Raw genomic sequence first — 20,098 nt, forward strand, 5'->3', positions numbered from 1 at the left:
CAGGGCAGGATGCCGATCAGTGCAGCGTGCGGGCGATGCTCGGTTTCGGATCGATCGGCGGCTCGTCGTTGAGCGGCGTGCGGATCGGCGGCTGGTGCGGATCGCTGCCGTCGAAGGGATCGGGCGGCGGTTCCTCGGAAGGAACCGGATCGGGTGCGCGGTGCGCGTGGATAGTGGCTGCAATCATCTGTTAATCTCCTGAAAACATGGTCAAAAGACTACCACGGCCTTTACTTAGGTGACGCTCACCTGCATTACAATGGCGGATTCGACTGAAAGGAACCGTCATGCTGCCGACTCCCATCGTTGCCGCCGTGGTCGCCCCGCTCGTGCTGTGGCGCGTGTACAGCCGTATCAAGCGCCTGACGAGCCGCCAGCAGTCGAAGACCTGGCGCCACCGCACGACCCTGGTGTTTTTCCCGCTGCTGGTGCTGGCGCTCGCCGCCGGCGCCGTCCTGACCGGCGCGCTGCCGTTGATCGCGCTGGCGGCCGGCCTGCCGCTGGGCGTGGTGCTAGGCCGCATCGCGATCGGCAAGACCCGCTTCGAACAGGTCGGCAACACTTATTATTTCACGCCGCACGCGCCGATCGGCATGCTGATCGCCCTGCTGTTCATGGGCCGCATGGCTTACCGCGCCTATGAATACTATGCCCTGGGCGCGCTGCAGCACCACGAATTCGCGACCAGCCCGCTGACCCTGTTCATCTTCGGCCTGCTGGCCGGCTATTACATGACCTACGCCTTCGGCCTGCTGGCCTGGCGCCGCAAGGCCGCACTCTCCGCACCTCTCCTGAATCCGCAATGAGCCTGACTACCCTCGCACTGATCGCCCTCGTTCCGCTCCTGATCTGGCGCATCTACCAGCGCCTGAAAACCCAGATGGGGCGCCAGCGTTCCATCCTGTCGCGCCACTACACCGGCCTGTTCGTGTTCAGCGCGATGCTGCTGGTGCCTGCCTCCGAACTGGCCGACCGTCCGCTTGAGCTGGCCGCGCTGGCCGCCGGCGCCATCGGCGGCATCGCGCTGGGCAGCTACGGCCTGCGCCGCACCCGCTTCGAAGCCACGCCGGAAGGCTACTTCTTCTCGGTGCCGCAGCGCATGAGCATCCTGGTGGCGATGCTGCTGGTGGCGCGCGTGGTCTACCTCGGCATCGAGATCTACATGAACCAGGGCAGCAGCCAGCCGAACCCGCGCTTCACCGACAGCCCGGTGACCATGGTCTGCCTGGGCATCACGGCTGCCTACTTCGCCAGCTTCTCGTTCAGCCTGATGCGCTGGCGCAAGCAGAAGCGCAAGGAAATCGACAGCCCCTGACCGCTAGCGCACCTCGACCGTCCGCGTCAGCCGGATATCGGCCGAGGACTCGCCCAGCATCAGCCGCACCGGCACCCGCTCCACTTCGTAGGCGCCGCGCGCGGCGTTCCACCAGGCCAGCCGGCGCGCCTCCAGCGGGATGCGCACGGTGCGCGTCTCGCCCGGCTTCAGGCTCACGCGCTGGAAGCCGACCAGCATCTTCTGCGGCCGGCTCACGGCGGACTTCGGCCAGGCCGCATACAGCTGCACCACGCTGTCGCCCGCTACCTTGCCGGTGTTGGCCACTTCGACCTCGACGTTCAGCGCGCCGTCCCCGGGCAGCGCCGCGGCATCGGTGCGCAGCCTGGCGTAGCGGAAGCTGGTGTAGCTGAGGCCATGCCCGAACGGGAACAGCGGTGCCCCCTTGGCGTACATGTAGGTGCGGCCATGGCGGATGTCGTAGTCCATCATCGGCGGCAGTTGCGCCATCGACGCCGGCCAGGTGGCGACCAGCTTGCCGCCGGGGTTATAGTCGCCGAACAGCACCTGCGCCAGCGCGCTGCCTTGGTCCTGCGACGCATGCGCCATCTGCACGATCGCCGGCACGTGCTGTTTCGACCAGTTGATCGTGTACGGGAAGCTCGACATCAGCACCATCACCGTCTTCGGGTTCGCCGCCAGCACCTGCTTGACCAGGGCTTCCTGGGCCAGTTGCAAGGTTTCGCGGTCGCGGCCCTCGCGGCCGTCGCCGGGGTCGGCGCAGGGCTTGGTGCCGGCGTCGGTCCATTCCTTGCCCATGTTGGGGCCGCAGGTCGGGTCGTTGCCGACCAGGACCACCGCCACGTCGGCCGCGCGCGCCGCACGCTCGGCCGCGCCGCCGCCATTGCCGGGGACGTAGTCGACCTGCACGCCGGACCCCAGGGCGGCGCGGATGCCGTCCAACGCCGTCACCTTGTACGGCGGGATGCCGCCATACCAGTCCCAGTGCACGCTGTCGGCGTGCGGGCCGATCACGGCGATGCGCTTGATGCCGGTCTTCGACAGCGGCAGCATGCGCTTCTCGTTCTTCATCAGCACGATCGATTCCAGCGCCATCTGCAGCGACACCGCCTTGTGCGCCGCGCTGTCCCAGGGCGCCGCGCCATCCTTGATCGCGGCGTAGGGGTTGCCCTGGGCCGGATCGAGCAGGCCCAGCTTGAGGGTGACGCGGAACTTGCGCGCCAGCGCCGCATCGAGCTCGGCCTCGGTGATCGTCCCTTCCTTGAACGCCGCGCGCAGCTCGTCCTTGTAGGTGTCGAGGTACTGGTTGATGCCGGCCTTCAGGCCCGCCACCGCGGCTTCTTTCTGGCTCGGATAGCGTTTATACAGTTTGACCAGGTTGCCGATCGCGCCGCCGTCGCTGGAGACCACGTCCACGCCCCACTGCTGGATCACGAGGCTGTTCAGGAGCGGGTGCACGCCCATCGGCGTGCCGTTCCAGGCGTTGTAGGCCGCCATCACGCCGCGCGCGCCGCCCTCTTCGAAGCCCATGCGGAAAGGCACCGCATAATATTCCCGGAACAGGCGCTCGTCGAAGTCGGACGACGAGTTGCCGCGCCCGTTCTCGTTGCTGTTGGCGAGGAAGTGCTTGAGCAGCGCGGCGCCGCGCCAGTATTTTGGGTCGTCGCCCTGGATGCCGCGGGTGAAGGCCACCGCCATGGTCCCGGCCAGGAACGGGTCCTCGCCGTACACCTCTTCGCCGCGGCCCCAGCGCGGATCGCGCGCCAGGTCGGCTTGCGGACCCCATTACATCAGCATCGGCTGCGGGGCTGGCTTCTGATAGGCCGCGCTCTGGGTGATGTAGCGTGCCTCGGTCGACTGTACCGCGCCGGCCCGGCGCACCAGTGCCGGGTCCCAGCTGGCGCCCATGCCGGGCGGCTGCGGAAACTGGGTGGTGGTGATGCGCGACTTTTGATGGTCCTGGTCGCCGCGCCGCACGATGCCGTGGATGCCCTCGGTGCTGCCGAAGCTGGGAATGCCCAGGCGCGCCACGCCGGAATCGGTCGACAGCGCATCGATCTTTTCGTCGACCGTCATCAGGGACAGCATGTTGGCGATGCGCGCGTCCGGCGCCAGCGCGGTGTCCTGGAAGGGGTAGCCGGCCGCGCCGGCCTGGCCGGCCCACAGTGCCGTGACCAGTAAGGCCAAGGTGCGGATCCTGATCCTGTTTTTGCCTTGCATAATCCTGTCTCCTCTTTTATGTATGTCAATTTTTGGTATAACATCATTTATACACAAAAACGGTTAGCGCAAACATACTTGCCGCCCAAAATAAAGGAGACCCCATGAACACCCGATTCTTCGTCCTGCCCCTGCTGGCGGCATGCGCATCCGCGCACGCCGCCGATCCCGGTTTCGCGCGCGTCTTCAGCGACCACGCGGTGCTGCAGCGCGACCAGCCGATCACCGTCTGGGGCACGGCCGATGCCGGACAGGCGCTGACGCTGACGCTGAACGGCCGCAGCGTCAGCGGCAAGGCCGACAAGAACGGCAAATGGCGCCTGCAGCTGCCGGCCATGCCCGCCGGCGGTCCCTATACCCTGGACCTGGCCGCGGCAGGGTCGGCGGCCAGCCTCAAGGACATCATGGTCGGCGACGTCTACCTGTGCTCCGGCCAGTCGAACATGGAATTCGCGGTGCGCAACGCGACCAATGCCTGGGCCACCACCAACAATTCGGCCAACCCGCGCCTGCGCTTCCTGAACGTCGAAAAGTCGAGCGCCCTTACCCCGCAGGATGAACTCAAGCAGCCGGCTGCCTGGAAGGTGGCGGGACCCGACACCATCGGCGACGCTTCCGCCGTGTGCTACTTCATGGCGCGCTCGCTGCAGCAGCGCTACGCGGTGCCGATCGGCTTCATCAACGCCAGCTGGGGCGGCACCACGATCCAGGGCTGGATCGGGCGCGACTCGCTGCGCACCCTGCCGGCCTACACCGCGGGCGCCGACCTGGTGCAGGAACTCGCCACCCAGCCGGCGCGCGCCATGGGGCGCGAGGACAAGCGCGTCGAAGCCTGGTGGGATGCGCACGACCCGGCCGCCGCGCGCGAGCGCGCCTTCAAGGCGCCCGGCTTCGACGACAGCGCCTGGCCGCAGCTGACGCCGGCCGGCTCATGGAAGGACAGCGGCATCCCCGCATTTAAAGATTTCGACGGCGTCGCCTGGTTCCGCACCACGGTCGACCTGACGGAAGCCCAGGCCAGGAGCGCCAACGCCCTCCAGCTCGGCCCGGTCGAGACCTACGACACCGCCTGGGTCAACGGCGTGCGCGTGGGCGGCGGCAGCACCGGCTGGGCGTGGCGCGACTATGCGGTCCAGCCGGGCGTGTTCAAGGCCGGACGCAACGTGATCGCGCTGCGCGTGCTGAATGGTGGGAGCGCAGGCGGCCTGACCGGCCAGCCGGCCACGCGCGGCGTGCGCACGGTGGATGGCCAGTTCGTCGCGCTGTCGCCGGGATGGAAGTACCGCCTCGGCACCCCGCTCAAGGGCCAGTCGGTGGCGCCGTCGCCGTGGGACGTGCCGACCAGCTTCACCACGCTGTACAACGGCATGCTTGCGCCGCTGGTCGGCTACAAGTTCAAGCTGGCCGCCTGGTACCAGGGCGAATCGAATGCCGGGGCCGGCGAGGAATACCGTACGCTGCTGCCGCTCCTGATGCGCGACTGGCGCCGCGGGTTCGGCCAGGCCGACCTGCCCTTCCTCATCGTGCAGCTGCCCGGCTACGGCGCCGCGCCGAAGTCGCCCGGCAAGTCGGGCTGGGCCGAACTGCGCGAGGCCGAGGCCCTGAGCGTCAAGAACGATGCGCATGCCGGCCTGGCGCTCACGCTCGACCTCGGCGACCGCTTCGACATCCACCCGACCCAGAAGACCATCGTCGGCGAGCGCCTGGCACGTGCCGCGCGTGTCGTGGCCTATGGCGACAAGGACATCGCGCCGGGCGGGCCGGAAGCGGTGGCGGCGACGCGCGAAGGCGGCGACATCGTGGTCACCTTCCGCCAGACCAATGGCGGCCTGCTCACCTATGCGTCGAATCGCGCGATCGGCTTCGAGACCTGCGCCGGCGCGGTCTGCACCTATGCCGATGCCGTCGTCGCCGGCGACCGGGTCGTGCTGAAAGGGGCCAACGCGGCGGGTGTGACGCAGGTGCGCTATGCCTGGGCCGACGCGCCTTTCGTCAACCTGTTCGGTGCCGACGATGTGCCGGCGGCGCCGTTCCGCATGGACGTGAAGTAAGCCTATACTCCCCGCATACCATCACCATCGGGGAGAGAACATGACACTGAACCGCCGCGGCTTCCTGGGCGCCGTACCGATCGCTTCGCTGGCACTGGCGTCGGGCCGCGCGCAAGCGCAATACGCAGCCGCGCCCGCGCCGGCAGCGGCGCCCGTCAGCGACTACGACACGCTGGTGCAGCTGTCCGGCGACGCCCTGCCGCGCAATCCGATGGCGGAGCCGGCGCGCCTGCAGGCGCTGCTGGACAAGCATGCGAAACCGGTGGACGGCTACCTGCTTGGGGGCGCGGTGGCCGAACTGGAAGCGAAGTTTTCCGCCCTGCTCGGCAAGGAAGACACGGTGTTCATGCCGACCGGGACCCTGGCCAACCACCTCGCCCTGCGCCTGCTGTGCGGCGAATCGAAGCATGCGCTGGTGCAGCAGGAAAGCCACGTCTACCGCGACGAATCGAACACGGTGACGACCCTCAGCGGCATCAACCTGGTGCCGCTGGCACAGGGACGGGCCGCACCCACGCTGGAGGAAGTCGGCGCCGCGATCGAGCGCGCCGAGGTCGGCCCGTACCCGATCAAGGTCGGCGCCATCGCGCTGGAAAGCCCGGTGCGGCGGGCGCAGGGGGCGACGCTGTCCCCCGCGCTGGTGGCCGACATCGCGCGCCTCGCGCGCGCGAAGAACATCCGGCTGCACCTGGACGGCGCCCGCCTGCTGCTCATGAGCGGCATGCCGGGCTTCGGCGTGAAGCCGTACTGCGCGCACTTCGATACGGTCTACGTCTCGCTGTATAAATACCTGGGGGCGCCGTTCGGCGGCGTGCTGTCCGGCCCCAAGCCCCTGATGGCAAAGGCGCGCGAGCTGCGCCATATCTTCGGCGGGACGATCTACCACGGCTGGCAGGCGGCACTACCGGCGCTCGATGCGCTGGACGACGTGGAGGCGCGCTTCGCCGCCGTGCGCGCGGCCGGCGACCGGCTGCTGGCGGGCTTGGAGCGCACGGCCGGCTTCAAGGTGCAGCGGGTCGACAACGGCAGCAACCTCGTCATGCTGGAGATTGCGCCGGCACGCCTGGCGGGGCTCGAAGCCAGGCTGCAGCAGGCCAATGTGCGGATCGGAAAGGTAAACGAGGGCAAGGTGCAGCTGGGCTTCAACGAATCGATCCTGCGCCGGGATACCGCTTACCTGCTGAAAGCCCTGGCTGGATGATGATGTAAGGAACCTGTCAGTCGGAAATATTTACACTCGGTAAATACACGGTGCATACCTGAGGTTAAGCCACTGTTAATAAAGAACAATTTCTTTGTGGCATAGCAATTGCTACTTGTGGGAAACCACAAACGACAAAGGGGTGTTCCATGTTCCGGTTTCAATCTTCCAGGTTCCTGAAGCTCGCAGTTGCCGCCGCCGCCTTCGTTTCGCATGCCGCGTTTGCAGCGCCGGTCGACATTTCCGGCGCGCTGACCGCATCGGACCCGACCTTCAACCGCCCGTTCACGCTGACCTCGCTGAGCGGCGTCGGCACCCGCACTTCCTACGACCTCTACGGCTTCTACGTCAACGCCGCCGGTATCTATTCGATCGAAGCACTGTCGTTCGGCGGCACCGCAGGTGCAGGTTCGGACACCTTCTTCGCCCTGTACCGCGGCGCATTCAATCCGGCCGCCCCCTTGAGCAACCTGGTGCAGGTCGACGACGACAGCGGTGCCGGCGCGCTGTCGCTGCTCACCAGCACGCTGCAAGCCAACACCCAGTATTACCTCGCCTTCACGAGCTACGCCAACAACGACTACGGCGCCTACACGGGCCGCTTCAACACGGTGTCCGGCGGCGGCCAGGTCTTCCTCGGTGCCCTCGACGTGCCCGGCACGCCGGGCCAGGTACCGGAACCAGCCACGCTGGCCCTGCTGCCGCTGGCGCTGGCGGGCATGACCCTGGCACGCCGCCGCAAGCGCGCCTGAGCATCAACACATAACCACAACCAGAAAGGGATGTTCCATGTTTCGCTTCCAGTCTTCCAGCTTCCTCAAGCTCGCAGTTGCCGCCGCCGCCTTCGTTTCGCATGCCGCGTTTGCGGCGCCGGTCGATATTTCCGGCGCGCTGACCGCCTCGGATCCGACCTTCAACCGTCCGCTCACGGTGACCTCGCTGAGCGCGGTCGGCACCCGCGTTTCCTACGACCTCTACAGCTTCTACGTCAACACCACCGGCGTCTACTCGATCGAAGCACTGTCGTTCGGCGGCACGGCGGGTCTCGGTGCGGATACCTTCTTCTCGCTGTACCGGGGCGCATTCAATCCGGCCACGCCGTTGAGCAACCTGGTGCAGGTCGACGACGACAGCGGTGTGGGCGCGCTGTCCCTGCTCACCAGCACACTGCAAGCCAACACCCAGTATTACCTCGCCTTCAGTGCTTACAATAACAACGACTACGGTGCCTACACCGGCCGCTTCGACACGGTGTCGGGCGGCGGCCAGGTCTTCCTCGGCGCGCTCGCCACCCCCGGCACCCCGGGCCAGGTACCGGAACCGGCCACGCTGGCCCTGCTGCCGCTGGCGCTGGCAGGCATGACGCTGGCACGCCGCCGCCGCGGCTGACCGCGACCCCAGTGCTCCCTGAGCGCCAAAACAAACGGCCGGTGTTCCTGCGAACACCGGCCGTTTTTCATGCATCGTCTTCAGGCTGAAGCTTATGCCGCCTGCGCCACCTTCTTCTCCGCCCTTCTCTGCAGCACGAAGATCGGCTGCGCCCACTGGCTGTCCTTCTTCTTCTTGCTGGTGATCAGGGTCAGGTCCGACGGATCGTAGACGTCGGTATTGTGCGTCAGCGGCGTCGTCATCAGGTACTGGGCGTCGGTGTTCTTGAGGAACTCGCCGACCAGCTGGATGTTGCGGATGTCCAGGTGGGCGAAGGGTTCGTCGATGAACACGAAGCCGCCCGAGCCCTCTTCCGATTTCAACAGGCCGATCAGGAGCACCAGCGACTTCATCACCTGCTGGCCGCCGGACGCCTCGCCGTCGTTCATGCCGATCTGGCCCTTGCCGTCGAACTTGAAGCGCACGTGCAGGCCGGCCTGGGCCAGCTGGATGTCGTCGTTTTCCAGGCGCACCGGGTCGACGTTGACCTCGATGTTGGCCAGTTCTCCCAGCTCCTTGATGTTCTTGGAGTAGGTCTTGATCGTATAGCGCAGGCGCTCGATGTAGGCGCCGCGCGCATTGTCCGTGGCCTCGATCGCGCGGTTGTTCTGGTAGCGGCGCTCTTCGGTCTCGAGCTGGCGGCCGGACAGCTGGTCGTTCAGGCGCGCGTACTGGTCGATCACGGTGGGGTCGATTTCCCAGTCGGCGCGCGCCAGCGAGTGATCCAGCGAGCCGACGCGCAGCTTGACCTGGTGCGCGTTGTGGTGGCTCGCCACGAGTGCTGCCCTTTGCTGCGGATTGCGCCAGCTCTTGGGCACGTGGCGCCAGTCGCGGCGCATCGCCAGCAGGTCGCGCGCGTGTTCGCTGCGCTGGTCGATCTGGCGGCGGTGGTTCAGGCGCATGCCCGCTTCCGCTTCCGACAGCGCCATGCGCGCGTTCTGCCACACGGTGTCGGCGCGGGTGCGGGTCACGGTGGCGTTCTTGATCAGGACCTGCAGCTCGCCCAGGCGCGCGCCGACCTGCAGGCGCTCGGCCCGCAAAGGCTCCAGCGCGCGCACGGCTTCCTCGAACTCGGCCTGGCGCGCCGCCAGTTCCTTGGCGGCGTCGACGCCGGCGATGCGCACGCGCAGGCTTGAGACTTCCGCCGCCAGCTTGCTGATGGCGAGGGTCAGCGTGTCTTCCTGCGCTTCCAGGCTCGGCAGCAGCTTCTGGATCGCTTCCAGGCGCTGGGTTTTACCGGCGGCGCCGAAGCGGTAGCGCGAGGGCTCGACGAACAGCGAGCGGCCGCCGCGCCGTTCGCGGTGATACGCGTCCGGCGTGATCCACTCGTCCGAGTCGCTCTTGAAGCCGGCATCGACCGACTCGACGCGCTCGATGCGCTCGAGCTGGTCGATCAGCCAGCCCGGCGCCGCGCTGGAAAAGCGCACCACCGACAGCAGGGTGTCGTCCTTGACCACCGGCGCGTCGACGCAATCCGGCACGATGAAGTGGCGGTACCTTTCTTTTTCGGCCAGTTTGTAGGCGGCCGGCGCATCCTTGGCGCGTTCCAGCAGTACCACCGACGCATAGCCGCCCAGCACACCCTCGACCGCGCCCTGCCACTTCGGATCCGTCACTTCGACGATGTCCGACAGCATGGCGTGCGGGATGCCGGCGTCGCGCAAGGCACGGCGCATCTGGCGCTGGGCTTCCGGCTCCGGCATCGTGGTCTTGCCCTGCAGCGCCGAGATGGTCGACATCTCGCCGGCGATGCGGGTCGACAGCGCCTCGCGTTCCTGGCGTTTTTTCTGCAGCTCGGCTTCCTTGGCCTGCAGCTGGGTCGCCACCTCGGCGATGTCGGCGCCGGAATCGGCCGCCAGCTTTTGCAGGCGCTCCTTCTGTTCGAGCAGGCTTTCCAGCGGCTTCAGTTTGCCGTTCAGCCCGGTCAGGCGGCCGGCCAGTTCGCCGGCTTCCTTTTCCAGCGTGACTTCCTGCTGCTGGGCCTCGGTCAGCGCACGCTGCTGGGCCGCCAGCTGGTTGCGCTTTTCGGCCAGCTGCGAATCGGCCTGGGCCAATGGTTTGCGTGCTTCGCGCAGCTGGCGGCTGACGTTGCCCGCCTTTTCGCGCGCTTCGTGGTATTCCAGGCTGGGCAGCACTTCCTCGACCAGGGTCTTGCGCTCCTTGTTCAGGCCTTCCCACTGGTGGTAGTTGGCGACGCGCAGGCGCAAGCCTTCGAGGTTGGTGCGCGACGCTTCCAGCTCGGCCTCGAAGCGTTTCAGTTCGCTTTCGGTGTCGCGCTGGTGGCGCTTGGCTTCGTCGTAGGCGTCCAGCACTTCCTTGTCGCCGAACACCTGGAACACCAGGTCCAGCAGCTGGCGCGGCGAATACTCGCATAATTTATCGGTCTCGCCCTGCTCCAGCGCCAGCACCTTCGACATCGCCGGCGACAAGCCAGCTGAAGCTAAGCGCTTCCGGTAGTTCTCGACGCCGAGCCAGTCGGTGGCTTCGGTGACTTCCTCGATCTCGATATTCCCGGGGCGCATCAGGTACTGGCGCTTCCAGTCGCCGCCGTTCTTCTGCACCTGGCAGAACAGCGTCACTTCGTCGTCGCTGAAGAAGCCGGAATGGCGGAACGGGCGGTTCGACAGCTGGCGTCCGCTCGGCTTGTTGTCGACCACGGCGCGCAGCCAGGCACTCTGCTGGCCCGAGTGGCGCGCGTAGTGTTTATAAGTGCGCCCCATCGAGCAATCGAGGCCGAACAGGGTGCGCATCGCATCCAGCAGCGTGGTCTTGCCGGAGCCGTTCTGGCCGGCGATGGTGATGATCTTGGCGTCGAGCGGGATGTTCTTGATCCGCTGCCAGTAGTCCCAGTGGACCAGCTCGAGAGATTTAATGTGGAACATGCGGGTCTTTACGCTTGAGTATCGGGTGCGGCGGTATCGGCCGGCACATCGGCCACGACCGGTTCTGCATCGTTCGCGGCTTCGTTGACCGGCCGGCGGCGCGCCACCGCCAGCGGCGCGCGCTTGAACACCTCGGCCAGCGCGCCGTTGATGATGCGTTCCTTGAGCAGGTCGGTGTCCATCAGGAGGTCGAGCAGCGGGCCTTCCAGCACCACGTCGCCGCGGCGCTCGATGAAGCCGAGCTTCGACAGCAGGCCGAGGTTCATGTCCATGCGTGTCTTCTTGCCGAGCTTGTCGCCGAAGTCGGCCAGCAGCGCGGTGTAGGAGATGCCGATCGAGGTGTCCTCGGCGCGCGGGATCGGCGCGTCCTTGTCGAACATGTCGGACTGGTCGACGTCGATCGCCTGGTGGGTTTCCTGCCTCTGGCGCTTGGGCAGGATGATCTGCGCCCACAGCACCACCAGCAGCGCCACGCCGTCGCGCGTCAGGCCGAAGTTGTTGTTCTGCCAGATGTCCTTGGCGCCGAAGATCTTCGGTTCGACGTTGCGGTGCAGCGCCAGCGTGACGTGGTCGGCATACACGTTGTCGATCAGCTTCAGGCCGGATTCCAGCAGGCGCTTGTCGACTTCGGCGCGGAACAGGTCGTCGGACAGCGCGCGCTTGACCATCTTGTCGTCGCGGCGCAGGGTCTGGTGCGTGAGCAGGCGCGCGATCAGGATTTGGGCGTCGTCATTCATCGGTCTTGCTTTCCGGTTGGGCTAGGCTTTCCAGGTTCAGGTCGAAGGCGGGTGGGATCAGGGGGCCGGGCGGCGCCACGGGCGGCGCGATCGACAGCGTCGCGCGCGACATCGCCGCCACGTGCGGGTCGTCCAGCTCCACCAGTTCGTCTTCCGAATCGAAGCGCACCGGCAGGCGCGCCAGTTCGGCGGTCGCGCCCTGCAGGCTGGCCTCGGCGGCGTCGCCCAGCAGCGGCAGCATCGAGGCGCGGTAGGACGCCACCGCGAAGCTGGCCGGCAGCAGCGAATCCTGGATCGGCACGCTGCGCGGCGCGCCTTCGGCGACCACCGGGAAGTTGTCCAGGTTGGCGAAATCGGACAGGCGCTTGAGCCAGTCGTCCAGCTCGGCCTGCATCGCCGGGTTGTCGTTGATGGTCAGCGGCGCATCTTCGCCGCTCGGCAGGCCGCCCGGCGCGATGTTGGCGGCGCGTTCCAGCAGCAGCTCGGTCTCGGCGACGTCGATCATCTCGGCCGGCGTGATGAACAGCGGCAGCACCGGGCGTTCGATCGCCTCCTCGGCCAGGCTGGCCAGGTCGTCGTGGGCCAGCAGCCAGCGCTTGATGTCGGTGGTCGACAGGCCGGACTGGCCCAGGTGCACGCGCTGGCGCTCGATCTGGTTCAGCGCGCGCGAGAACATGCCCTGCATGTTCAGCAATTGCGACTGGGCGCGGCCGATCGCCTGCGCCGCGCGGTGGGTGGCCGAATCGGCGCGCTCGTCGGAGGTGATGGCGCGCAGGATCACGGATCCCTTCTCGACCCAGTCGCACGCCATGTGCCACTTGGCCTGGGAAGCGCGCAGGCGGAACTCGGAACCGGAAGCGATGGCGTCGCGGAATTCCTCGGTCAGCTCGACCAGGCGGCCCAGCAGGTGCTTCAACTGCTCGACGGTGACGCCGCCGACCGCCTGGGCACCGGCCACCTGCGACAGCAGGAATCCCATCTCGGCCTCGTCTTCTTCCGGACGCGCCAGCGCCAGCAGCGTGTCGAGCGCGGCCAGCACGTTGCGCGCCAGCGGCGTGATGCGGTACACGGCGGCCGGGTTGTCCCAGGCCAGCAGGCCATGGCCGCGCAGGCGGCCCAGCACCGTTTCCAGGCTTTCCGGGATCAGGTAGGCGAACTTCTGGTTGATGTCGGCGCGCGAGAATGCCGAGTCGTTGGCGTCGGCCGCGAGTTCGCGCAGCACCAGCAGGCGCACGATGACGCCGTCCTGGCCGCCGTGGAACAGCGCCGTGAACGCCTGCAGCATCGGCTGCGCGCGCTTGAGCAGATAAACCTGTTCGATCTCGTCCGGCGCAATGCCCTCGTGGAAGTGGGCTTGCAGCGGATCGATCTCGTCCAGCGCGGAGGATGGGGAATCGGCGGGGACAGCGCCTGCCAGGTTGTCGATCATCGTGAGGCTTAGCAATATTGCATCTTGCGCGCGCGGCCAGGTGGACGGCGCGGGGGCGTCAGTATAACAGTTAAGACTAGGCAACTTATAAGGAATGGCCGCCGGGATTTCATGACTGGCGAATATGCAACGGATTATCCGTCCCCTTTGCCTTGTGGTTTTTGCAAGGAATCCGGCCAGGCAGCCGCGCGCTCCCTCTGGCGCTGTCGAGGGATAATGAACGTTGTGATCTTGACATTACGAAGTTGGAATCTGTGAATTCGTATTCATTGATAAGGAGATTGCCATGCAACGAGCACTCGCCCGCGCGACCCTGGTTTTGGCCGCCTGTTTCGCTTCCCACGCCGCCTTCGCCGACCCCACGCCCAAGCAGCAGAACGGCATCAGCTACGTCAACGGCGGCGTCGGCGAGGAAGAACAGTCGGCCATGCGCGCCCAGCGCGCCGACTACAACCTGCTGCTGACCTTTGCCACCAAGCAGAGCGGCGCCTACCGCTCAGACGTCCAGCTCGACATCATGGATACCAAAGGGAACACCCTGCTGAGCGCGGCGAACAGCGGTCCGATGTTCTATGCCAAGCTGCCGGCCGGCACCTATCGCATCAGCGCCGCGGCAGAAGGTAAAGTGTTCAAGCGCAGCGTCAGGATCGGCGCGGCGCCAAAGGAGATGACGCTGCATTGGGAGAACGACAAGCCGGACGATCCGGGCTTGCAGGAGTAAATCCATCGCCCGCTTCGCCATGAAGCGGGCCTCTGTCTATACGTCGTGCTCCCTCCCGCCGTTGCCATGCTTTGCGACTTTTACGCATTGAATCATGATTTTTTTCAACTAATACCCCCCTCGCATTGACTTAGCTATCTCAATAACAGATGTTACGTATTGATATGTATCTACAGCATATCAATAGCAATATCGACAAAGGGAGAGCTCATGTTTGCGAAAACGGCGAAGAACGTCGTGATCTACGGTCTGATCCTCGTGGGCGGGCTGGCCGTCGGTCGTTACCTGCCTCAGCTGGCACAAATGGTGATGCCTAAGTATCAGCAAGGAGACTTTGCCGCCTACTACCCTGACGCGAAAACCCGCGTCGTGGTCTACGGCACCGAGACCTGTCCCTACTGCGCCAAGGCGCGTGCCTACCTGAAGGAACGCCAGGTGGCGTTCGGCGACTTCGACGTCGCCAAGTCCGAAAAGGGCAAACAAGATTTCGCCAAGCTGGGCGGCAAGGCCGTGCCGGTCATCCTGATCGGCGACCGCCAGTTGGTCGGATTCAACCAAGCGGCAATCGATGCCGCCTTGGACAAAATCAAATCGCCGGCAATGTAATCCGCACGCCGTGACGCACCAGGAGTAGTTCGTTGTCCCCCCACCTCAAGGAGAAAAGCATGAACCGCAAGATCGCGTTGTTGATGTTTGTAATCGGCCTGGGCGCCGCCTCGGCACCAGTGCTGGCCGATTCGTGCGCGGCCCACTGCCAGAACGCCAAGAACTGGTGTCTCAACAACACTGCCGACAGGGACGCCTGTATGGCCACCTTCTCGGCCTGCATGGAAGAGTGCTACGGCTGACAAAGGAATGAAGGCCCGCGCCAGTGAATGCACTGGCGCGGGCCTTTTTTATTGGGCAATCACTTCTTGACGACCCGCTCCAGCACCTGCTCGATGTAGTCGCGGTCATTGTCGGTGAAGCGCAGCTTGACCGGATACCATTCCTGCGAGGGCGCCAGCCACAAGTCCAGGGTCTGCGCCTTGGAGCCCGGCGGCGGCTCGCGCAGCACGTGGACGGCATCGACGGTGCCGATGGCGGCGCCGACCTGGACTTTTTCGCGACCGACCACGCGGAAGGTCCAGGGATCGGCATCGCGCGGGCCGACCACGAAGAACTGCCATTCCGAACCCGGCTTGAACTTGTCCTTGGCCGCGCGCGCCACGGCCGACAACTGCCACGAGATCGAGACGCGGTCCTGCTCGCCGCCCTTGATCGGGTAGGTGTGCTTGCCGTCGCTGAAGGTGATGGTCTTGCTGTCGCGCTCGAAGCTGGCGCTTTCCTGGGACTTGCGGAAGCGTTTTTCGGTGAACTCGGTCGGGGCCAGGCCATAGCTGTCGACCGTGCCCTGGCTGTGGTTCTCGGTCAGCTTGCCGACCAGCGCCACGCGCGACTCGGCGCCGATGCTGTACTTGCCGCCGCCGACGCGCCAGGTCAGGGTGGCGTCGCCATTCAGGTTGAAGCCGCGCTGGCGCGCCGAGATCGAATACGTCAGGTCGGCCGAGGGTGGAAAATCGACGGCGCGCTTGACCGCCGGGTGATCGTCGTCGGGCGCCGCGAATGCATGTACGTTCGCCAGTGCCGCCAGCATCAGGCCGCTTGCGGCCAGTTTCAGAGTGTTTTTGATCATTGACTTCCTGGTTCTTTCATTACGATATTGCTTGCCGTCTGCGTAGTCACCGCCCCGCTCGCCTCGACGTTGCGCATCTGGACCGGCAGCCAGCCGTACCCCGGCGCCAGCCACACCTCCAGGCGCGAATGGTAGGACCCGGGCTTGGGCGGCCGCACCAGGTGCCAGGTGAGGAGCCGTCCGAGACGGGTATCGATCTGTTCCTGCCCTGCCACCGTAAAACTGAAAACGTTTGCGTCGCGGTCTTCGCCGACAAGGATATCGATATTGCCCGACATTTGCCGGGGATCGCCACGCCCGATCGCCGCCAGCTGCAGCGGCAGGCTCGCCTTATCCTGGGTGCCCGGTACCAGCGCCACCCTGGCTTGCGAAGCCGAAAACGTCAGCACGCCCTCCTTGCGGTTGAAGTGCGTGGCCGTCATCGCCCGTCCGCGCCGCTTCTCAGTCATCGATATGGGGACGAATCCCTCGTCTCCAACCGTGCCTTCGCTCGCCAGCGTCAGCAGGTTCACGCGCGCGAACACGATCCGGATGCCGGCCTCGACGTCGATCCGGTAGGCGGCCCCGGTACGGTGCCACGACAGCCGGGCCTCGCCGTTCCAGCGGGTGCCGTCGGCATCGACGCGGGCGACGTCGAGCGTGATGTCGGCCGGCGGCGGCAGTTCGACCTGGTAGCGTCGTTGCTCCGGCACCGGCGTGGGTGCGGCCGATGCCGGCGGTGCTTGGACCAGCCTGGCGGCATCGGCTGGCACTGGCACTGGCACTGGCTGCGATTGTACGTCGGCAGGGGTGGGTATGGCGCGCTCCAGTTCGCCTGTAGCCGCGGTGGCGTCGCTGCTGTCCGCTGCCGCGGCAGTACCGTTGCCGGGGGCGTCACCGGGTGCGGCGTCGGCTGCCGGGTCGGCGCCCGCATCGGCTATCTCGACCGGTTCGGGTGGCAAGCTTGGCAGCGGCGGCGGCGCTAGCTTCGGCGACAGGTCGAGCATTGGCACCGGCACCGGCACCGGCGCCCCTATCTGGATCAATTGCGCCAGCATCGGTGCGGGCGGGGCAGGCACGGGTGCCTCGCGCCGCCGTCCGAGCTGGCCGCTCAGCCAGTCGAACACGAGCAGGTGCAGCAGCACCACCAGCGCGCCGAAGACGAGCGGACGGCGCGGGTGGCGAGCCAGGACGTTAGCGGAAGTCATGCGCCAAGTGTAGATGGACAGCCCGTCGGCACTGCTGCAACGCACTATACGTGCATCTATGAGTGGTGTTGGTTATCTGTTAGGCTAGGCCGATCTACCAAGGAGAAGACCATGCTGAAACCACCGCCATCCGGCACCATCCCCGGCGTCACGGACACGCTGGACTTCGTCAAGAACCTGTGGGGATCGATGAACATCCCCGGCGCCGGCATGTCCGGCATGGGGGGCATGGCCAGCCCGGCCATGTCGGTCGAGGATCTCGACAAGCGCATCGCCGACATGAAGGCGGTCGAATCGTGGCTGAACCTGAATCTGACCATGCTGCACGGAACCATCCAGGCAATGGAAGTGCAGCGCAGCACCCTGGTTACCCTGAAATCGATGGGGGCGTCGATGGCGGAAGCGATGCGCCAGTCGGGCGTTAGCGCCGAAAAAATGGCGAACACGCCGTTCGCGTCCTTCTTCGGGCAGCCCACAGGGTCGAGCGCTGCAACCGGCTCAGCCAAACCGGCGGGTGCAGGCGGCGCCTCGGCCCAGCCGGGCACGGCTTCCGCCGCTGGCGCAGCGGCGGGGAGCGCATCCGGGGCGGACGCCGGCGCGGCCACGGGTATGCCAGCCGCAATGGCGTGGTGGAACATGTTGCAGGATCAGTTCACGCAGGCAGTTGCCACGGCGATGACGCCGCCGCCCGCGGCCACCGCGTCCGATGGCAAGGAAGCCGGCAAACCGGCCACGTCGTCCCAACCCCAAGCCCAGTCCGCGCCACCGGACGCGACGCCGGAAGCCGGCAATGGCAAGGGGCGCGGCGGCAAACCGAAGGCGGACAAGGGCTGACGCACCGGCACCGGCGCCGGTGGTTTAGGACACCGCCGCCACACCGCCCTTCTCCACCGCCGGCTGCAGCTGCGCCAGCTGCTCCATCAACTGCGCAAAGCGCTGCTGCCCCGGCAGCAAATGGTCGACGTGGTGCAGGATCTCGTAGGCCTCGGCGGCCAGCGCCGCGTCGTAGCCCTGCTGCTGCAGGCAGGACACCATCACCTGGGCCGCATTGAACAGGATGCGCTGGTTGTTCGGTACCGCCTTCCTCGCGTCGCGCATCCAGGCCACCGCTTCGCCCAGCTTGCCGGTCTTCCACAGCAGCACGCCCTGGTTCATCAGGTCCGCCGCTTCCTTCTTCGACGCGCGGATCATGGCCAGGCCCTCCTCGCCCATGCGCGCCTTGTCGAAGATTTTCTGGACTTCGTCCAGCAGCAGCGGGTTATCGTGGTTGTTGCGGATCACGTAGCGCAGCAGCTCGACCGGCGCTTCCTTCACACCGACCGCGAACAGCAGGGTCGCTAGTTCCAGGCAGGTCGGAATGTCGGGCCGCGCCGGCGATGCCTTCAGCATGGCGTCGAGGTCGTCGCCGGCCTTGCGCGCACGCCGGTAGTCGCCGCTCTCGTGGTAGACCAGGCCTTCGGTGATCTTGGCGCGCAGCTGGATGTCGGCGTGCTCGTGGACGAATTCGCGCTGCGCCAGCAGCAGCAACTGCAGCGCTTCCTTCGGATCGTTCTTCTGGCCGCACACGCGCGCCAAGCCGAGATAGGCGTCCGGCGTCTTCATGATCGAGTATTCGCCGATGGCGATGCACTTCCTGAACGCCTTCTCGGCCATCTGCATGTTGCCCAGCTTGAGCGCGAGATGGCCCAGGTTGCGCTGGCGCGTGACGGAATTCGGCGACAGTTTGGCCGCCCGTTCCAGGATCGCGCAGGCTTCTTCCAGCTTGCCCATGTTCTGGTAGGACAACGCCAGCTGGTCGTAGGCGTCGATGTAATAGCGGTTCTCCGCGATCACGCTTTGAAAGGCCTGGCGCGCCTGCTCGAACTCGCCGTTGGCCAGGCGGATCTTGGCCAGGCCGGCGCGCGCCCACTGGTACTCGCGCTGCTCGAGCACGTGCTCGTAGACTTCGCGCGCGCGCGTGGGCTGGCCGCTTCTTTCCATCAGCCTGGCCTTCATGCGCAGCAGGTCGAGTTCGTGCACCTTGTCGACCGCGATCTGGTCGTCGCACAGCCGGGCGGCACGCAGGTAGTCCTTCTCGGCGCAGGCCTGGTCGATCAGGCGGAATACCTGCTTCCTGTGCCACACCCGGTTCAGACGGCTCAACAGCACGCCTTCGGTGATCGGCTTGATCAGGTAGGCGTCGGGCTGGTGCTCGGCCGCGCCCATCACCGATTCCACGCTCTTCTCGGCCGACACCATCAGCCACACCGTGCTCGGATTGACGAGGTTGCGCACGCGCGCCTCTTCCAGCACCTGCTGGCCGTTCTTGCCGTCGCCCAGGTTGTAGTCGCACAGCACGACGTCGTAGCGGACCCGCGCCAGCAGCCCCATCGCCTCGCCGCCGGACGAGGCCTGGTCGATGTTCTTGGCGCCCAGGCTGCGCAGGCTCTCGCGCAGCAACTGGCGCACGCCGACGAAATCGTCGACCACCAGGTAGTGCTTGTCGGCCCAGTCGACTTGGTCGATGCTGGCCGGCGTCACCGACAGCAAGGGCGTCGCGACAGGATGCGTGGCATTCATGGCAGGCGCAGGATGAAACAGCCGCCGCCGTACCGGCCGCCGTTTTCCAGGCGCAGCGTGCCGTGGCGTCCGCGATGGCGGTGCATCTTGGCGACTTCGCTGGAAAAGTACAGGCCCAGGCCGGCACTGTTGGTGAGGAAGTTGACGCCGCCGGCGATCTCGCGGGTGGCGATCTCGCCCGCCTTCAGCAGCGCTGGCGGGTAGCCCGGGCCATTGTCCTCGACCCGCAGTTCGAGCCAGCCGTCCTGCTCGCGGATCGCCAGGCGCACGCGGTCGCAGGTGTAGTGGACCGCGTTGTTGACCGCATGCGACAGCACGCCGACCACCAGGTCCTCGTCGAGGTGCCAGATCAGCTGCGGGTCGCAATCGAGTTCCAGCTGGATGCCGCGCGACTGCAGCAGCACCCGTTCGATCGACACCACCTGGTCGACCAGGTGCCCCAGCGCGAGCGGCTGCACGTCGAACGGATAAGCCGGCGTGCCGACCTGCTTGTACAGGGCCAACAGCTGCATCAGGTTGTCGTTCAGGCGCTTGGTCTGGTACAGCATGTGCGCCATCTGCGGGTAGGCCGATTCGGTGCGCGGGGATGCATCCACGAGCAGGCGCTCCAGCGTGCCGGACAGCACGCTGATCGAATTCTTCATGTCGTGCGCGGTCGATGCCAGGAACAGGAACAGCTCGTGCGCGTTCGGCGTGTCGTCCATGTCCACCCCA

Annotated in this window: 20 protein-coding genes and 1 pseudogene; 10 read left to right on the forward strand and 11 right to left on the reverse strand. The window is 66.3% G+C overall.

Annotation, left to right across the window (positions count from 1 at the left end; all coding sequences use genetic code 11):
- Positions 1 to 16: 16 nt before the first annotated feature.
- Positions 17 to 187 (reverse strand): hypothetical protein, encoded by a 171-nt coding sequence (locus tag U1H99_RS25660; protein ID WP_323144511.1) that lies wholly within the window; start codon positions 185 to 187, stop codon positions 17 to 19.
- 100 nt (positions 188 to 287) lie between these two features.
- On the opposite strand from U1H99_RS25660, the gene U1H99_RS25665 reads away from it, so the two are divergent.
- The gene (locus tag U1H99_RS25665) at positions 288 to 806 is read left to right on the forward strand and encodes a CcdC protein domain-containing protein (RefSeq protein ID WP_323144512.1); all 519 of its coding nucleotides are present in this window, start codon (positions 288 to 290) and stop codon (positions 804 to 806) included.
- The gene (locus U1H99_RS25670; RefSeq protein WP_323144513.1) at positions 803 to 1,315 is read left to right on the forward strand and encodes a CcdC protein domain-containing protein; all 513 of its coding nucleotides are present in this window, start codon (positions 803 to 805) and stop codon (positions 1,313 to 1,315) included. Before U1H99_RS25665 ends, U1H99_RS25670 begins: the two co-directional genes overlap by 4 nt.
- A 3-nt stretch (positions 1,316 to 1,318) precedes the next feature.
- Here U1H99_RS25670 and U1H99_RS25675 read toward each other — a convergent pair whose 3' ends face one another.
- From U1H99_RS25675 to U1H99_RS25685, 3 genes and pseudogenes are all read right to left on the reverse strand, one after another.
- Positions 1,319 to 2,389: a glycoside hydrolase family 3 C-terminal domain-containing protein gene (locus U1H99_RS25675; RefSeq protein WP_323144675.1), complete on the reverse strand. Its 1,071-nt coding sequence runs from the start codon at positions 2,387 to 2,389 to the stop codon at positions 1,319 to 1,321.
- Positions 2,390 to 2,521: 132 nt separating this feature from the next.
- Positions 2,522 to 3,067, reverse strand: a pseudogene (locus U1H99_RS25680) (glycoside hydrolase family 3 N-terminal domain-containing protein); the annotation flags it as partial.
- Between the two features lie 12 nt (positions 3,068 to 3,079).
- Positions 3,080 to 3,481: a hypothetical protein gene (locus tag U1H99_RS25685; protein ID WP_323144514.1), complete on the reverse strand. Its 402-nt coding sequence runs from the start codon at positions 3,479 to 3,481 to the stop codon at positions 3,080 to 3,082.
- Positions 3,482 to 3,618: 137 nt separating this feature from the next.
- Here U1H99_RS25685 and U1H99_RS25690 point away from each other — a divergent pair, with 137 nt between their 5' ends.
- The 4 genes from U1H99_RS25690 to U1H99_RS25705 all read left to right on the forward strand — a co-directional run bounded on the left by U1H99_RS25690 (position 3,619) and on the right by U1H99_RS25705 (position 8,155).
- Positions 3,619 to 5,565 carry a sialate O-acetylesterase gene (locus tag U1H99_RS25690; protein ID WP_323144515.1) on the forward strand — a complete coding sequence of 649 codons (1,947 nt, stop codon included), beginning with the start codon at positions 3,619 to 3,621 and terminating at the stop codon, positions 5,563 to 5,565.
- Between the two features lie 40 nt (positions 5,566 to 5,605).
- A complete protein-coding gene (locus U1H99_RS25695) occupies positions 5,606 to 6,766 on the forward strand; it encodes a threonine aldolase family protein (RefSeq protein WP_323144516.1) in 1,161 nt (386 codons plus the stop codon).
- A 149-nt stretch (positions 6,767 to 6,915) separates the two neighbouring features.
- Complete coding sequence (locus U1H99_RS25700) at positions 6,916 to 7,518, forward strand: PEP-CTERM sorting domain-containing protein (RefSeq protein ID WP_323144517.1); 603 nt, start codon at positions 6,916 to 6,918, stop codon at positions 7,516 to 7,518.
- Positions 7,519 to 7,555: 37 nt separating this feature from the next.
- Entirely contained in the window at positions 7,556 to 8,155 is a 600-nt protein-coding gene (locus tag U1H99_RS25705) for a PEP-CTERM sorting domain-containing protein (protein WP_323144518.1), read from the forward strand.
- 92 nt (positions 8,156 to 8,247) lie between these two features.
- Here U1H99_RS25705 and U1H99_RS25710 read toward each other — a convergent pair whose 3' ends face one another.
- From U1H99_RS25710 to U1H99_RS25720, 3 genes are read right to left on the reverse strand one after another with little or no spacing between them, the layout of a single operon-like run.
- Entirely contained in the window at positions 8,248 to 11,076 is a 2,829-nt protein-coding gene (locus U1H99_RS25710) for an ATP-binding protein (protein WP_323144519.1), read from the reverse strand.
- Between the two features lie 8 nt (positions 11,077 to 11,084).
- Positions 11,085 to 11,813, reverse strand: coding sequence for a hypothetical protein (locus U1H99_RS25715; protein WP_323144520.1), 729 nt, complete (start codon positions 11,811 to 11,813; stop codon positions 11,085 to 11,087).
- Positions 11,806 to 13,242 carry a hypothetical protein gene (locus U1H99_RS25720; protein ID WP_323144521.1) on the reverse strand — a complete coding sequence of 479 codons (1,437 nt, stop codon included), beginning with the start codon at positions 13,240 to 13,242 and terminating at the stop codon, positions 11,806 to 11,808. The genes U1H99_RS25715 and U1H99_RS25720 overlap by 8 nt, the downstream gene beginning before the upstream one ends.
- 286 nt (positions 13,243 to 13,528) lie before the next feature.
- On the opposite strand from U1H99_RS25720, the gene U1H99_RS25725 reads away from it, so the two are divergent.
- From U1H99_RS25725 to U1H99_RS25735, 3 genes are all read left to right on the forward strand, one after another.
- On the forward strand, positions 13,529 to 13,963 hold the full coding sequence (locus tag U1H99_RS25725) for a hypothetical protein (protein ID WP_323144522.1): 435 nt from the start codon (positions 13,529 to 13,531) through the stop codon (positions 13,961 to 13,963).
- A 210-nt stretch (positions 13,964 to 14,173) separates the two neighbouring features.
- Positions 14,174 to 14,569, forward strand: a complete 396-nt coding sequence (locus tag U1H99_RS25730) for a glutaredoxin family protein (RefSeq protein ID WP_323144523.1) — start codon at positions 14,174 to 14,176, stop codon at positions 14,567 to 14,569.
- A 59-nt stretch (positions 14,570 to 14,628) separates the two neighbouring features.
- Complete coding sequence (locus tag U1H99_RS25735; RefSeq protein WP_323144524.1) at positions 14,629 to 14,811, forward strand: hypothetical protein; 183 nt, start codon at positions 14,629 to 14,631, stop codon at positions 14,809 to 14,811.
- 59 nt (positions 14,812 to 14,870) lie between these two features.
- On the opposite strand, the gene U1H99_RS25740 is transcribed toward U1H99_RS25735, so the two are convergent.
- Both U1H99_RS25740 and U1H99_RS25745 read right to left on the reverse strand, forming a co-directional pair.
- On the reverse strand, positions 14,871 to 15,638 hold the full coding sequence (locus U1H99_RS25740; RefSeq protein ID WP_323144525.1) for a DUF3108 domain-containing protein: 768 nt from the start codon (positions 15,636 to 15,638) through the stop codon (positions 14,871 to 14,873).
- Positions 15,635 to 16,825: a DUF3108 domain-containing protein gene (locus U1H99_RS25745; RefSeq protein WP_323144526.1), complete on the reverse strand. Its 1,191-nt coding sequence runs from the start codon at positions 16,823 to 16,825 to the stop codon at positions 15,635 to 15,637. Before U1H99_RS25745 ends, U1H99_RS25740 begins: the two co-directional genes overlap by 4 nt.
- Positions 16,826 to 16,936: 111 nt before the next feature.
- On the opposite strand from U1H99_RS25745, the gene U1H99_RS25750 reads away from it, so the two are divergent.
- Positions 16,937 to 17,659, forward strand: coding sequence for a PhaM family polyhydroxyalkanoate granule multifunctional regulatory protein (locus U1H99_RS25750; RefSeq protein ID WP_323144527.1), 723 nt, complete (start codon positions 16,937 to 16,939; stop codon positions 17,657 to 17,659).
- 24 nt (positions 17,660 to 17,683) lie between these two features.
- Here U1H99_RS25750 and U1H99_RS25755 read toward each other — a convergent pair whose 3' ends face one another.
- Both U1H99_RS25755 and U1H99_RS25760 read right to left on the reverse strand, forming a co-directional pair.
- Positions 17,684 to 19,384 carry a tetratricopeptide repeat protein gene (locus U1H99_RS25755; protein WP_323144528.1) on the reverse strand — a complete coding sequence of 567 codons (1,701 nt, stop codon included), beginning with the start codon at positions 19,382 to 19,384 and terminating at the stop codon, positions 17,684 to 17,686.
- Positions 19,381 to 20,088, reverse strand: coding sequence for a sensor histidine kinase (locus U1H99_RS25760; RefSeq protein WP_323144529.1), 708 nt, complete (start codon positions 20,086 to 20,088; stop codon positions 19,381 to 19,383). The genes U1H99_RS25755 and U1H99_RS25760 overlap by 4 nt, the downstream gene beginning before the upstream one ends.
- Positions 20,089 to 20,098: the final 10 nt, after the last annotated feature.

The sequence above is a fragment of the Massilia phyllosphaerae genome, from assembly GCF_034659755.1.
In the GTDB taxonomy this organism is placed as follows: domain Bacteria; phylum Pseudomonadota; class Gammaproteobacteria; order Burkholderiales; family Burkholderiaceae_D; genus Telluria; species Telluria phyllosphaerae.